This is a genomic window from Flavobacterium sp. UBA7680 (assembly GCF_002482975.1).
GTDB lineage: Bacteria > Bacteroidota > Bacteroidia > Flavobacteriales > Flavobacteriaceae > Flavobacterium.
In genome coordinates this window covers 106,297-121,160 of sequence record NZ_DLHA01000029.1, presented here as the reverse complement: position 1 = coordinate 121,160, position 14,864 = coordinate 106,297, and the positions used below count along the sequence as shown (strand labels likewise).

12 protein-coding genes are annotated in these 14,864 nt (G+C 32.3%); 8 read left to right on the top strand and 4 right to left on the bottom strand.

What is annotated here, in order from left to right; all coding sequences use genetic code 11:
• Positions 1–136 precede the first annotated feature (136 nt).
• Together B3C18_RS12710 and B3C18_RS12705 are read left to right on the top strand one after the other, a co-directional pair.
• Positions 137–892, top strand: coding sequence for an SDR family NAD(P)-dependent oxidoreductase (locus B3C18_RS12710; protein WP_291147287.1), 756 nt, complete (start codon positions 137–139; stop codon positions 890–892).
• Positions 893–1,022: 130 nt separating this feature from the next.
• Positions 1,023–2,168 carry an ATP-binding protein gene (locus tag B3C18_RS12705; protein WP_291147284.1) on the top strand — a complete coding sequence of 382 codons (1,146 nt, stop codon included), beginning with the start codon at positions 1,023–1,025 and terminating at the stop codon, positions 2,166–2,168.
• 5 nt (positions 2,169–2,173) lie between these two features.
• On the opposite strand, the gene B3C18_RS12700 is transcribed toward B3C18_RS12705, so the two are convergent.
• From B3C18_RS12700 to B3C18_RS12690, 3 genes are all read right to left on the bottom strand, one after another.
• Complete coding sequence (locus tag B3C18_RS12700; RefSeq protein WP_291147281.1) at positions 2,174–2,482, bottom strand: hypothetical protein; 309 nt, start codon at positions 2,480–2,482, stop codon at positions 2,174–2,176.
• A gap of 11 nt (positions 2,483–2,493) precedes the next feature.
• Complete coding sequence (locus tag B3C18_RS12695) at positions 2,494–2,970, bottom strand: DUF6932 family protein (RefSeq protein WP_053473363.1); 477 nt, start codon at positions 2,968–2,970, stop codon at positions 2,494–2,496.
• 66 nt (positions 2,971–3,036) lie between these two features.
• On the bottom strand, positions 3,037–3,780 hold the full coding sequence (locus B3C18_RS12690) for a DUF3298 and DUF4163 domain-containing protein (protein ID WP_291147277.1): 744 nt from the start codon (positions 3,778–3,780) through the stop codon (positions 3,037–3,039).
• A 104-nt stretch (positions 3,781–3,884) separates the two neighbouring features.
• On the opposite strand from B3C18_RS12690, the gene B3C18_RS12685 reads away from it, so the two are divergent.
• Entirely contained in the window at positions 3,885–5,027 is a 1,143-nt protein-coding gene (locus tag B3C18_RS12685; RefSeq protein WP_291147274.1) for a cystathionine gamma-synthase, read from the top strand.
• Positions 5,028–5,109: 82 nt separating this feature from the next.
• Here the strand turns inward: B3C18_RS12685 and B3C18_RS12680 are convergent, their stop codons facing one another.
• Positions 5,110–5,904 (bottom strand): THC0290_0291 family protein, encoded by a 795-nt coding sequence (locus tag B3C18_RS12680; protein ID WP_291147271.1) that lies wholly within the window; start codon positions 5,902–5,904, stop codon positions 5,110–5,112.
• A 323-nt stretch (positions 5,905–6,227) separates the two neighbouring features.
• Here B3C18_RS12680 and gdhA point away from each other — a divergent pair, with 323 nt between their 5' ends.
• From gdhA to B3C18_RS12655, 5 genes are all read left to right on the top strand, one after another.
• Complete coding sequence (gene gdhA / locus B3C18_RS12675; protein ID WP_291147268.1) at positions 6,228–7,571, top strand: NADP-specific glutamate dehydrogenase; 1,344 nt, start codon at positions 6,228–6,230, stop codon at positions 7,569–7,571.
• A gap of 132 nt (positions 7,572–7,703) precedes the next feature.
• Positions 7,704–9,986: a T9SS type A sorting domain-containing protein gene (locus tag B3C18_RS12670; RefSeq protein ID WP_291147265.1), complete on the top strand. Its 2,283-nt coding sequence runs from the start codon at positions 7,704–7,706 to the stop codon at positions 9,984–9,986.
• Positions 9,987–10,063: 77 nt separating this feature from the next.
• Positions 10,064–10,777: a DNA repair protein RecO gene (gene recO, locus B3C18_RS12665; RefSeq protein WP_291147262.1), complete on the top strand. Its 714-nt coding sequence runs from the start codon at positions 10,064–10,066 to the stop codon at positions 10,775–10,777.
• Positions 10,778–10,907: 130 nt separating this feature from the next.
• Positions 10,908–12,797, top strand: a complete 1,890-nt coding sequence (locus B3C18_RS12660; protein ID WP_291147259.1) for a PQQ-binding-like beta-propeller repeat protein — start codon at positions 10,908–10,910, stop codon at positions 12,795–12,797.
• Positions 12,798–12,854: 57 nt separating this feature from the next.
• The gene (locus B3C18_RS12655; RefSeq protein ID WP_291147256.1) at positions 12,855–14,774 is read left to right on the top strand and encodes a hypothetical protein; all 1,920 of its coding nucleotides are present in this window, start codon (positions 12,855–12,857) and stop codon (positions 14,772–14,774) included.
• The last annotated feature ends 90 nt before the right edge of the window (positions 14,775–14,864 follow it).

Below are 14,864 nucleotides of genomic sequence, written 5' to 3'. Positions count from 1 at the left end.
AATATTTGTAAAAATAGAACGCAGATGAAGCGGATTTACTTCGTAAAGACGCAGATTGACGCAGATTTATTTAATTAGTAAAAGAGAAAAATCCGTAATAATCCGTGTCGTCCGCGTACCAAAATATAACCTAAAAATGAAAAAAACAGTTTTAATTACTGGTGCTACAAGCGGAATTGGAAAAGCTACCGCTCAGATTCTAGCTAAAAATAACTATAAAATTATTCTTTGCGGAAGACGCAAAGATCGTTTAGAAGAATTAGAAAAAGAGCTTTCGGCATTTACCGAAGTTCATTCGCTTTCTTTTGATGTTCGTGATAAAAATGATGTTCTTGAAAAAATTGGTGCTTTGCCAATTGAATTTTCAGATATTGATGTTTTAATCAATAATGCCGGAAATGCGCATGGTTTAGATCCGATTCAAACGGGAAATTTAGACGATTGGGATGCGATGATTGATATTAATGTAAAAGGACTTTTATATGTTTCAAAAGCGGTAATTCCGAAAATGACAGCTAAAAATTCCGGACATATTATTAATATTGGTTCAACTGCTGCGAAAGAAGTGTATCCAAACGGAAATGTATATTGCGGAACAAAACATGCCGTTGATGCGATTACAGCAGGAATGCGAATCGATTTAAATCCATTCGGAATTAGAGTTGGAGCCATTCATCCAGGAATGGTCGCAACAGAATTCAGCGAAGTACGTTTTAAAGGAGATACCGAAAGAGCTTTAAATGTGTATAAAGGATTTGATCCGCTTCAGGCAGAAGATATAGCAGATATTATTCATTTTGTAGTTTCAAGACCGTATCATGTAAATATTGCTGATTTAGTCGTAATGAGTACAGCGCAGGCATCATCAACGATTGTCAAGAAAAATATTTGATAAGATTTTATTGTAGAGACGCACGGCAGTGCGTCTTTTTTACGTTTTAAAGTAATAGAATTGAAAGTAAAGTGATTACAAGTTTTAATTAGTGTAAATTAGTGCAATTAGTGGCAAAAAGACTTAGACTATGATTAATAAACGCCTTTTGATAAAGAATTTACTTGCTCACAATGACGAGAGCAGTTTTTATGATAAAAAAAGGCAGTTGAATCTACATTCGCGAGAAGGAAAAGGAAAGTTTCTAAAACACATTTGCGCACTTTCAAATTCAAATCCGGCAAATAATTCTTATATCGTTGTTGGAGTAGAAGATCAGGATAATGAAATTGTCGGCGATGATTTCTTCGATGACAGCCGAATTCAAAATCTTGTAAATGCTTTTCTGGAAAATCCACCAAAAATTCAATACGAAAACGTACCATTTCCAAATCTTCCAAAAGATAAAGTAATTGGCTTGGTTACGATAAAGCCTAAAAGCAAAATTTCCTATTTTAAAAAAGGGATTCATACCATTCTTGCCAATAGCGTTTTTATAAGGCGCGGCAGCAATTCCATTCCTGTGGAAGAACATGAAGAAGTCGAAAAAAATAATCAGAATACAGAAACCGTAATTGGGATCGAAAATAGTTCCCGAAACAGTATTCAATATACACTGGACGGCGTAATCGACTTTATGAATTTCAGGCATAAAGACATGTCGCCAAAATACAATGTTTTTAAAGAATTGTTTGTGATTTGCTGGGCAGGAGTTCCAAAAAAATCAAGAGATAAAACCTTTTTATCCCGTGTAGATATTGAGCTGATTAACGAACAAGTTAAGCTTTTTTATTCGGCGCAGGATGTGGTTACGATTTTCTTTGATGATGATACTTTTACAATTACAGAATATGTTCCACTTGGATTAAATGATAAAACAAGTTATTATCCGCTGGAAGAACAAACGATTCATTTCTTCGATAATGGTTATTATAAAATTGACCGCAAAATGCTTTTTCAACCGCCTGAATTCAATAAACGAATGTTATTTCATATTTACAATGCAAATATTGCATTGCTCCAAAAATTGCAAAGAGGGATTTCTTTATCTGGTCGTGAATTAATAGATCTTGAAAATCTTCCTTCAACTTTTATGATCTGCTATTTGAATGGTTTTGATGATGCCAAGCAAAAACTAATTGACGCAAAATTACTTTTAAAGCCTTTTGGGCAGGCTTATTTATCTTTTAAAGAAGCTTTACGAATTTTGAGAAAGATGAAGTATGATGTTCAATAGATTTCTTAAGCGTAATTTTCAATAAAAACGTTCTCAATTTTTTTTAAGCTGTCATTTTCCTCAAAATGTAAATGACTTATTTCATTATTGTAGAATTTCTCTATAAAAAGCTTAATAATATACATAACTTCAGTTCTGTTATCACTATTGGTTAAAAGTTCTTTAACCAAATAATTACTTAGTTTTAGCTTTTGATTTTTATACTGGTCTGACATCAAAGTAGAATCTGAATCTTTATGTAAAATAAGCATTTTATTGACTTTGTTTATTTCTTCTATTAGATCTAGAATATGGTATAATTTGTTGTCTTTCATTTTGCTGCAGATTAAAATTTTATTTCCAAGAAACCTTTTGATAACCTGTTTCCTCTAATTCTTCTTGTTTTTGTAAATCGGTCGAGCCAATATGCTTTGTCGCTTATATATCTAAAATTATTAATATGATTTTCGGGATAAACTTCAATAATATAGGCATCAACACCATAAATAATTTCTGAATTAGGGTATTTGAATGCATCAAGTTTTGAGCCTAATTGAGAAACGATCTTGTAATCTAAAAATGTTACTAAATCAATATCTCCGGGATTATGTTTTTTTGTTACATATGATCCGTTAAGCCATTGATGCAGTTCGTCTAAATTACATACTTTTTTGAAATCTTCATTATATTTAACATAAGCTTCAAAAATTTCTTTTCTTTTTATAGAAGGAATCTTTAATACAAACTCATTTTCTAACTCTTGTACTGTAGAAGTGATTTTATTATCTGGTACTAATAAACCAGAATGATTAAAAGTTAACATGAAAAATAAATTTAAACAACCACAAAAGTAAGAAAAAGATTTCTTTTTGATGTTTGATTGTTTTTCTTATTGAAATTTCAAATATTTACTTACTTTATCATACGGGAATACAATCTCTTTTGGGCCATCGGCATAAGATGCGGCTTCGTATGAATTGTAATAAAGAAGTAATCCTGCAGAAGTATAGAAAATATTCTGAGGCAATTGAAATTTATCATTTTCGAACATTAAACCTGTTGCGTTTATGTTGGCATTTTCGGGAATTTGATATTTAAGTCTGAATTCTTTTTCGGCGAAAGCCTTAAACTCTTTTTTGTTTTTAAACAATTGATCGTTAAAAATAACTTTTCCGGTTTTTTGGTTAAATAATAAAGATCTAAAACCTTGGTAGCCATGTGCGCCGCCGGTAAAAGTATAATGATCTATTTTGATGTTTAAAATCTGCTCTGATTCAAACTCGACATTTCCCGTTATTTTTCCTTCCCAGCCAAAAGTATCGTGCGGAAATTTTTTATGCATTTCTTCGTAAGAAGCAATAAAAGATTTTGACAATGATTTATAATCGTTGACCTTTGTTGAATCTTCGCCGAAATAAATAATTTCTTTTATTACATTGAAAACTTTTTTATTAATACTGTCAGCGATGATCTTTTTATTTTTGGCAATTGGGACTTCTATTGTGATTTTCGGGCAATCATTTTTGCACGGAATAGTAGATTTTTCTTCAAACGTTTCATTTTCAAATGAAAGCTCTTTGTTGCAACTTGTAAAAATCAAACACAAAAAGATTATAAATATGTAATTTTTCATATCAAAAAGTGTTAATTATCTACAAAGGTAAGAAGTTGTATCAGGATAAAATAAATTAAGCGGTAAATTTGTGCGACAATTATGGATTTAAAATTTATAACTATATGAAATTCAATACAAAAGTAATACATGGTGGTCAGCATCATGATCCAAGTACAGGAGCGGTTATGCCGCCGGTGTATCAAACGTCAACTTATATTCAGACAAGTCCGGGAAAACCTTTGGCAGATTATGAATACAGCCGAGCGTCGAACCCAACTCGTACAGCTCTTGAAGAAGCTTTAGCAAGTATTGAAAACGGTACACGCGGACTGGCTTTTTCTTCTGGTTTAGCCGCTACAGATTGTATTTTAAGATCGTTTAAAGCAGGTGACGAAGTTATCGCAATGGATGATTTATACGGTGGAACTTACCGTATGTTTTCAAGAATTTATAAAGATTCGGGAATAAAATTCCATTTTGTTGATATGACGGATATTGCAAAATTGAAATCATTAATCAATGAAAATACAAAACTGGTTTGGGTAGAAACGCCGACAAATCCGTTAATGAAATTAGCTGATATTGCAGAAGTGGCAAAAATCACTAAAGAACATAAAATTTGGTTTGCCGTAGATAATACTTTTGCAACGCCATATTTACAAAAACCTCTTGATTTAGGTGCAGATATCGTTATGCATTCGGCTACAAAATATTTAGGCGGACATTCTGATGTTATTGCCGGAGCTTTAATTGTAAAAGATGCTGCTTTAGGAGAACAATTACATTTTCAACAATTTGCAACTGGAGCAACTTTAGGACCAATGGACAGTTTTTTAGTTTTAAGAGGAATTAAAACTTTGGCATTAAGAGTGCAGAGACATTGCGAAAATGGAGAAAAAGTAGTGGAGTACCTGACTAAACATCCAAAAATAAATACAGTTTATTATCCTGGATTAGAAAGTCATCCATTTCATGAAATTGCAAAAAAGCAAATGAAAGCTTTTGGCGGAATGGTTTCTTTTACATTCAAATCAGGTAAAAAAGAAGATTCTATTGCATTTTTAGAGAAATTGAAAGTATTTACTTTGGCTGAATCTTTAGGAGGAGTAGAATCATTGGCAAATCATCCGGCTTTAATGACACATGCTTCGATTCCTGCTGATAAAAGAGCAGAAGTTGGTATTACTGACGACTTAGTAAGATTAAGCGTTGGTATTGAAGATGCAGAAGATTTAATTGCTGATTTAGAGCAGGCTTTAGCGTAAATTAAAACCCAAATAAAAAATCCCAAATTCCATTAATATCTTGGAATTTGGGATTTTTTTTATTTGTGATATTTCTTCAGAATTAGAATTCTAAGTAATAGATGTATCCAACATTAAACCAAACCTGCCAGTCATTAGCTTTGTTTTCTTTATAAAGATCTTTGTTTGGGTTTAAACCATCAATCCAGTCTGAGCTAAAAGCTTGAAAACGAGTTTCAAACATTACATCGCTCATTTGAGTTAATTTAAGGTGGAATCCAACACCAGCTGTTGCCGCTAAAGCTACTCCGCTTTCACTTGCAAAACCATATTGATGACCATCTGAAGGAGTTAAATATTTTGGGAAAGTTGTTGACGGAAGTCCTAATTCACCCATTGTTGAGCTTACTTTTGAAGTATAATAAGTTGCCAGGAATCCGACACTAAAATACGGACTAAAACCGCCAGCTGTATTTTCGAAATCATGAATTTTCATAAATGGAGAAAATTCTAACTGAGCTCCGAGATTTAATAAAGTAGATTTACCACTCATTGCTTTTAGCTGCGAAACGTACAATTTGTTTTTTGCAGTTTCAATATAACCACCAAAATGGTTAAGAGTTGTGGTATTAAAAGATAATTCTGATCTAACTTTAAAATGTTCTGTGAAGAAACTTTCTCTGTTGTTATTTGCAGAAAAGTTAATGAAGTGAACAATTCCTACACCAAAACCGGTGTTTCCCACATTGGTATCGAAATTATGTCTTTCTCCAAAATCGGACTGAAATGCTACAGGGCCGAAAATAATTCCTACTTCTTGTGCTAGATTAGACTGAGCATTGGCAATAGTGGTAATGCCAAATAGGGCGAAAATTGTGAAATATAGGTGTTTAAACATCTCTTGGGGCTTTCAAAATATTGGCAAATATAAAAAAAACATAGTCGAATCAAAATAATATATACTTCTATTAAAAATTTAATAACAAAACACTTAATTTTCTGACTTTAAAGACGGTAAATTGCTGTAAAATCGGAGGTGTAAAATTGTATTTTTAAGATTGTTTAAAAAATACACAATTCTTCTCCAAAAACAAAAAAAAATAACAAATCATGTTGATTTTGCTATATCTTTGTATGTTATAACGAAAACGTTTTCTTAAAACGTATTTTCTTATGTAATTGATTAAGTTTAAAACTATTATTTGAATAATTTATTATAAAATGGAACAAAAAATAAATGAATTTATGGCTCTTGTTGAGTCAAAAAATCCAAACGAGCCAGAATTTCTTCAAGCCGTTAGGGAATTTGCAGAAACGGTAATTCCATTTATCGCAGAAAGAAAAAAATACGATGGTAAAAATTTACTTCTTAGAATTGCTGAACCAGAAAGATCTATAATTTTTAGAGTTCCGTGGGTTGACGACAAAGGAGAAATAATCGTAAACAGAGGTTTTAGAATTCAAATGAACTCAGCGATTGGACCATATAAAGGCGGAATCAGATTTCATCACACTGTAAACCTATCAGTTTTAAAATTCTTGGCTTTTGAACAGGTTTTCAAAAATAGTTTAACAACACTTCCAATGGGTGGAGGTAAAGGAGGATCAGATTTTGATCCTGAAGGAAAATCAGATGCAGAGATCATGCGTTTTTGCCAATCATTTATGACTGAATTATGCCGTCATATTGGTCCGGACTTAGACGTTCCTGCAGGAGATATTGGAGTTGGTGCCAGAGAAATTGGTTATTTATTTGGTCAATATAAAAGAATTAGAAATGAATTTACCGGAGTTTTAACCGGAAAAGGACTTGCTTACGGTGGTTCATTAATTAGACCTGAAGCTACTGGATATGGAGTAGTTTATTTTACAGATCAAATGCTTCGTACAATTGGTCACGAAATTAAAGGTAAAAGAGTTGCTATTTCAGGATTCGGAAACGTTGCTTGGGGTGTAGCATTAAAAGTAAATGAATTAGGAGGAAAAGTAGTTACGATTTCGGGACCTGATGGTTATATTTTGGATGAAGAAGGTATTTCTGGAGAAAAAATTGAGCATATGGTTGAAATGAGAGCAACTGGCGATAACAGAGCGGAGAGATATTTAGAGAAATATCCAAATGCAATTTTCCATAAAGGGAAAAGTCCATGGGAAGTAAAAGTTGATATTGCTATTCCGTGTGCTACTCAAAACGAATTGAACGGAGACGATGCCAGAAAATTAATTGACAATGGTGTTTTATGTGTGACTGAAGCGGCTAATATGCCATCAACTTTAGATGCAATTAAACTTTTCTTAGATAATAAAGTATTATTTGCTCCAGGAAAAGCAGCAAATGCGGGTGGAGTTGCAGCATCTGGATTAGAGATGACACAAAACTCTATTCGTTTAAACTGGACAAGCGAAGAAGTAGACTTAAGATTAAAAGATATCATGGTTGGAATTCACAACCAATGTAAAAAATACGGTTCAGAAGAAGATGGTTATGTAAACTACGTAAAAGGAGCTAACATTGCCGGATTTGTTAAAGTTGCCGATGCTATGCTTGCGCAAGGTGTAGTGTAAGATTAATTACAATTGAAGAATGCTCTCATTTGTCTCATAAGGATAAATCGGGAGCATTTTTTTATTTAGTTAAAGAAGAAAAATCAAATACTTTCGTTTGTAGTATATTTGTCTATCCGATATTTGTAAACAATGACAAGAAAGTTTCTTTACGTTTTATTTTTAGTACTGTTTCAATCTGGCTTTGCACAAGGTCAATTGTCATGGGAAGGCTATTTTTCGTTTAATGAAATAAAAGATATTTCAGAATCTTCTACAACAGTTTTTACTGCTTCAGAAAATGCCTTGTTTTCTAAAAATGCAGCTTCAAATACAGCAAAAACAACAACAACTGTCGACGGACTTTCGGGACAGACAATTTCTGCAGTATATCATAGCGAATCCTTCAAAAAAACAATTGTTGGTTATGAAAATGGTTTGATGATTATCATTAATGAAACAGACGGAAGCATCATAAAAAAAGTAGATATCATTAATAAACAATTATCGGCAAGTCTTAAAAAGATTAACCATTTAATGGAGCATAACGGATTATTGTATGTTTCCTGCGACTTTGGGATTGTGCAGTTTAATTTGACAACATCACAATTTGGAGATACTTATTTTATTGGAGATAATGGTGCCGAAATCAGCACAAAACAAACTGCTTTTTTTAATGGATTTATTTTCGCAGCCACTTCCAGCGGAATTAGAAGAGCCGATATTACTAATCCAAATTTAATTGATTTTAGCCAGTGGACTGTGGTAAACACAGGAAATTGGGCAAGTGTTGCAACACTAGATACAGAACTTATCGCAATTAATTCAACTGGAAATATTCATCGATATAATTCGAATACTTTTGCTAGTTTCTTGCAGCTTCCGCAGCCTTCAGTTGATATGCGAGCAGTAAATCACAATTTGCTTGTTACAACTTCCACTTCGGTTTACGTATATAACAGCCAAATGGTTTTAACTCGTTCGATAGTTAATACACAGCTTCCGGATATTAATCTGACTTTTTCTTGTGCATCGGCAGTTGGTGATATAATTTACATCGGAACAAAAGAAAAAGGATTGTTTTCTGGTGCAATTTCGGGTATTGGAACTTTCGAAAATAATACTCCGGCGGGCCCTTCACGAAATAATATTTTTTCACTTGATGTTACACCAAATTCTCTTTGGGCAGTATACGGAGATTATGATTTTAATTACAATCCTTATGACTTAGATAGTTATGGCATAAGTAAACTTAATAACTCAAAATGGTTAAATATCCCATATTCAGAAGTTTATGATGCAAAGTCAATTACTCGTGTTATTGTAAACCCAAGCAATGAAAAACAAGTTTATGCGAGCTCTTTTTTCTCTGGATTATTGCGAATTGAAGATGATATTCCGAATTTTTTATACAATGAAAAAAACAGCGGATTAGAAACTTTGACCTATGAAGGTCCAAATTATATTGATGTTCGTATTAACGGAACGGCATTTGACAGAACAGGAAATTTATGGGTAACTAACAGCCGAATTAAAAACGGATTGAAAGTTTTAAAAACCGATGGTCAATGGCAGAGTTATTCCACAAGTACAATTTTAAGTAATGCCGAAAGTACAAGCTATGCTAATATAGTTATTGATAAAAATAATATCAAGTGGATTTCGACAAGTAATGAAGGCGTAATTGCATTTAACGAAAGCACTAATACTTTCAAAAAAATGACTTTTGGTACCGATGCAGGAAATTTACCAATTGCGGATGTTAGGTCTGTTGCAATCGATACCAAAAACCAGCTTTGGATAGGAACTACAAAAGGATTAAGAGTTTTATCGAACGTTGGAAATTTCCAGACCGAGACTCAATTAAAAGCAAATCCAATAATTATTCTGGAAGATAATCTGGCTCAGGAATTAATGTACGAACAGTTTATTACTTCGATTGTGGTTGATGGTGCCAATAATAAATGGATTGGTACGGCTGATTCGGGTATTTTTATGGTTTCGCCAAATGGTCAGGAAACCAAATATCATTTTACAATTAACAATTCACCTTTACCAAGCAATACTATAAACGATATCAAAATTAATAGTGCAACCGGAGAAGTTTTCATAGCAACTAATAAAGGAATGATTTCGTTTAAAGGAATTGCAACCGGAGCAAACGATAATTTAAATAATGTTTATGTATATCCAAATCCGGTTCGTCCAAATTATTCCGGAACCGTGAAAGTAGCTGGTTTGATTGATAAAGCGAATATCAAAATTACCGATATCGAAGGGAATTTAGTTTACGAAACCACTTCAGAAGGTGGAACTATAGAATGGGACACTACCGCTTTTGGAAAATATAAAGTAGCATCTGGCGTATACATGGTTTTTATTTCTGCACAAGACGGCGGGGAAACAAAGGTCAAGAAAGTTATGATTATTCGATAGTTTTCAGTCGCAGTCACAGTTTTCAGTTTTAATTTAGATTTCTTCAATCTAAAATCAACAATCTAAAATCTAAAATTTTGCTCGTTAAAACCAAAGCAATAGTAATCTCATCTTTAAAATTTCAGGAAAAAAGCTTGATTGTAAAATGTTTTACACTTTCAAGCGGACTGAAATCTTATTTTGTACGCGATGCTTTTTCGAGCAGAAAAGCCAATCAGAAAATTGCTTATTTCCAGCCGTTGTCGATTTTAGAAATAGAAGCCGTTCATAAAAACAAAGGCACTCTTGAAAATTTTAAAGAGATAAGAAACGGAATTCCTTTTCAAACCATTCATACTGATATTGTAAAAAGTACAATGGTCATGTTTCTTTCAGAGACACTTCATTATTCTATTCAGGAAGAAGAAAAAAACGAATCCCTTTTTTTGTTTTTAGAAACCGCCTTGACATGGCTTGATAATCACGATGAAATTTCTAATTTCCATTTGATTTTACTTTTAGAAATCACAAAATACCTAGGTTTTTACCCCGATACTTCAGAAATTGATCTTCCTCATTTTGAAATGAATGATGGTGTTTTTACACTTTTCAATAAAGGAAATGTACTTTCTGAACACGAAACCAGTTTACTCAAAAAGCTAATCGATTTAAAGTTTGACAACACTGAAAAAATCTTTCACGTAGTCGAAAGACAAATTTTATTGAAGGTTCTAATTGATTACTACAGCTTTCATTTAGAGGGATTCAAGAAGCCAAAATCACTAGAAGTTTTGAAAGAAATATTTTCTTAAAAACTGATTCCTATTTTTATATATTTGTGCAGCGAATTTTTATTAAAATAATCTTAATTTTTATTTTAATAAGTTAATTTGCGAACGATAAGCCTCAAACAAATATTAATTTTTTAATGAATCAATCACTATGAAGAAAATTACTTTTTCGATTATTTTGCTTTTATTAGTCAGCGTTTCGGCCATTTCTCAAAGGAAATACGACGAAATTGTTAACACAGAGAATGCCGTACAGGATTTAGTACAAAACGGAATTACAGGAATTGTTGTTTTTAAAGAAGGCGGAACTGTAAAAGGTTTGGATCCAGAAACTAAAAAAGTGGTGTGGACTTTGACCAAAGAGGATTTTGGAGGTAAATCTGCAGTGGATATCATAGCTGACACAGATCTTACAAAACTTTTTGATGATAAAAGCACTTTAACAAACGTTGCCGGAAGTCCTTATGTTGAAGCTTACATCAATAGCAAGTATCTTATCATTAATACTGATACTGGAAAAGTGGTTTACAATTCATCAAAAGAATCTTTTTGGGTAACACAATCAGATTTTATTCCTGAAACAAATGAGTATTTACTTACTTTGAAAAAAGATGGCGACATGGCAATTGCATTATTGGATATGACGACTGGCGAATTAAAATGGACTACTACGGTAGACAAAGCAAAATCATTATTTAGCTTTTCTTTAAAAGAATCTGTAAACACAAACGTTGCTACAGTACACGGATCAGTAATTTATTATTTACTGTACGGAAAATTATATTCTTTTGACAGAGCGACAGGAAAGTTAAACTGGAAAGGAGAAGAAGATTATTCAAAATTCTTTTTAACTCAAAATGATAAAAACATTGTTGTAGTAAATAACACTGGAACTTTTTCAAATAAACAATATTTAAATGTATTGAATACTGAAACAGGAAAAAGTATCTGGAAAGAATCTATCAAAACAAAAAGAGTTGTTTATCTGGAAGATTGGGGAACAAAAATATTAGTAGCTCATTACAGTGGATTTAACTTTTTTGATTTAAAAACAGGAGAAAAAATCTGGAAAAAAGATGCTCGTGGAGACGGATTGAAAAGAGTAATCCCTATCGATCAGGATTTCTTATACGTTGCAGAAAACGAAATGATGTTAATCAACAAAGACGGAGAAAAACTTTGGAAAAAATTCATCGAAATCTCTGATGATAAAGAAGATCCAATTTATTACTTAGGTAAAGTAGGAGAAAAAGTAATGTATCTTACAGGAACTTATGGAAACATGGTAGATTATAAAACAGGAGTTAAACTTTGGAAACGTAATATCTCGTTTGACAAAGACCGTCCGGTTTTGCCTACTTATGACGAAGCTACAAATTCTTACTTAGTTTATAATGACGAGAAATTGTACAAATTTGATCCAAGCATTAGCGACAAACCAGAACCATTTGCTAAAGTAAATATCAAAAAAGAAAAAGAATTAAACAGTATCGAATTATTCCCTTGGGGAGTTGTGCTTTCAGGACCACTTGAAGTTATGGGGGTTAATATGGATGGTACAGTTAAATACCACCTTACTTATTCACAGCCTGGAGAAGGAACAAGACGTCTTATTAAAAGTGCTGCTATTGTTGGAAGCATTGGTTTAGGTGTTGGTTCTGCAGTAAGTTCAGTTAAAGGTGCTGATTTGACCATGACATATCGTGATACTGACGGTAACATGAGAACTGTAGTTGCAAAAGGAGATCAGACAAATAAGGATCAGGCAAAAACGTATGCGGCTGGATCAGCGGCTTTAGGTATAGTAGCTGCTAAATTTAATTCTCGTTTTAATGCTATGAAACAAAACAGAGACTACTCTTATATTTTTGCAAAAGCAGAAACTGGAGAAAAAATCCTTGTAAAAGTGAGTAAAGTTGACGGTCTTGAAGTTGATAAAATTATTTTCAACAATAATAAACCGATTTATGAAGTAGATCCTGCAACACAAAACATTTTTTATGTTTCAGATAAATCTATTCAGATCTTTAATAAAAAATAAGAAAAATAAAAACCTAAAGCCATCAGGATTTATTTCTGGTGGCTTTTTTTTTTGCCTATGAAAAAAATATTACTCTTAATTACTTTGCTTGTAATTGGTTCAATTCAGGCACAAGAAAAAATAAGTTCAAAAAAGAAGAAATTTTATATACCCGTAATTAAGTATTCAGAATTTCCTGTTCTGGATAATGTGTTAACGCAGACCACTTTTTATCAAATGGATAAGCAGTTGATACAAGAAGAGCCTATATTGAAGAAAAAATTCTTTAATATAGAAGGCTTTATAAAAGATCCTGCAAACGGAAAACTAAAAATTTATTTAACCGTTGAACTGCCACAATATAAAGCAACAAAAATTGACAGTACATTTGATAAAGAAAAGAACGGTTGGGTATTTCAGGCTTTTTCTAATTATAGTGTAAAAATAAAAGTGGAAGCAAAATGTGCAGACAAACTTCTATTAACTCAGGATTTCAATACTGTAGAATCTTATTTACTTGCCTTTGGTTCTAAAAAAGACAATTTGAAAGGTGCAGTTGAGATGAACAATAAAAAACTTGCTGAAGCAGAGAAAGATGATAATTATACAGTTGCAGAATTAGGATTAGACCGAGTGATTTACAGTTCTGTTGAAGCAATACAAAGATATCTTAACTACACATTAAGGTACAAAACAGGCGAAGATAAGGTCAAGTTTGAATTTGTAACCTCTAAAGGACATTCAGAATACAACCAGATGCTGGCATTTGAGAACGAAATTACAGCTCAAATGGCAAAAGTAACTTTAGAAAAAGGTTTAGACGAAAAATTGTTGTTACCGCATTTGCAATATCTGGAAAGTTTATTAGTAAAATATCCGCCTTCACCTGCAAACGAAAACATCCGGTTTATAGTAACAAACAATTTAGCAGAAACTTATTTTTTACTTGAAAATAAAGAAAAAGCATTATTGTACGCTAATTTACTTATTGAGAATGATAAACAAGATTCTAGAGGAACTTCTATCGTTAAAAGTGTAAATAGAGGCTTTTTTGTCGATAAAAAAATAAGAAGCCACACCACACGTTTTGCCGATCTTCAAAAACTAGGGCTTAAAATTGCAGAAGAAAAAGAAGAAAAAAGATTAGCCTTTTTTGAAAAAATTCAGCAGCAAGATGCCGAATGGGAAAGTGAAAAAGCACGCCGTGAAGCCTATTTAGAAAAAGGAAAAACCCAAAGATTTAATCTTTTAGATTCTATTCCATATCAGTCAAATGCTAATTTACTGGCAAAAGTAGTAGATAATTTAGGCGGAAGCCAGGCTTTGAAAAAAGTAGAAAAAGCACATTATTTTTCTAAACTTTCAATAGAAGGAAATAACATACCTCAAACGGAAGAAAAATGGGCAACAAGCACAAATTATCTTTTGAAGAAAAAAATGCCCGAAACCTATTATGAAATTGTAAATGGTGCCGAAGCCTGGAGTCATGACGATCGCGAAAGCGGTTTAAATGCCAAATGGGCAAAATCAACAACTTATGATTACAACAATTTATCTAAGAATGTTGATTTAATTAATTTCCTTACAGATTTAAGACTGGATTTGTGGAATAATTTTGAAGTTTTGCAAGATGAAATGTACGAAGGAAAATTATGTTATCATTTGAACTATTTTGAAAAAACCTTAAGTACAGGAAACAGAACAATTCCTAAAACAGATTATCATGTTTTTATTGATAAAGAAAACTACAATATCGTTTCTACAGAAAAAACAGAATTTGACAATGGAAATAAAAGCTTTTTCGAAAAAAGACTTTATGGAGATTACCGCCCAACGGCAGCATTAAATTCAGGAAAAATCCCGTATAAAATTAATTACGAAATTGAAGATTTTAACGGAGAAACCATTTATCAGGAAGTCCGTGAAAAAGTAGAAATAAATCCTGTTTTTGGAAACCGAATTTTCATGAAAGAAGTCTATTTCGGAGGATTTAAATAAGATTTTATTCTTCTGAAGAAAATAATTAGAATTGGTTAGTTTTTGGAATGTGGACTCAAAATTTTGAGATTACTGCCAAAAATTGACCAA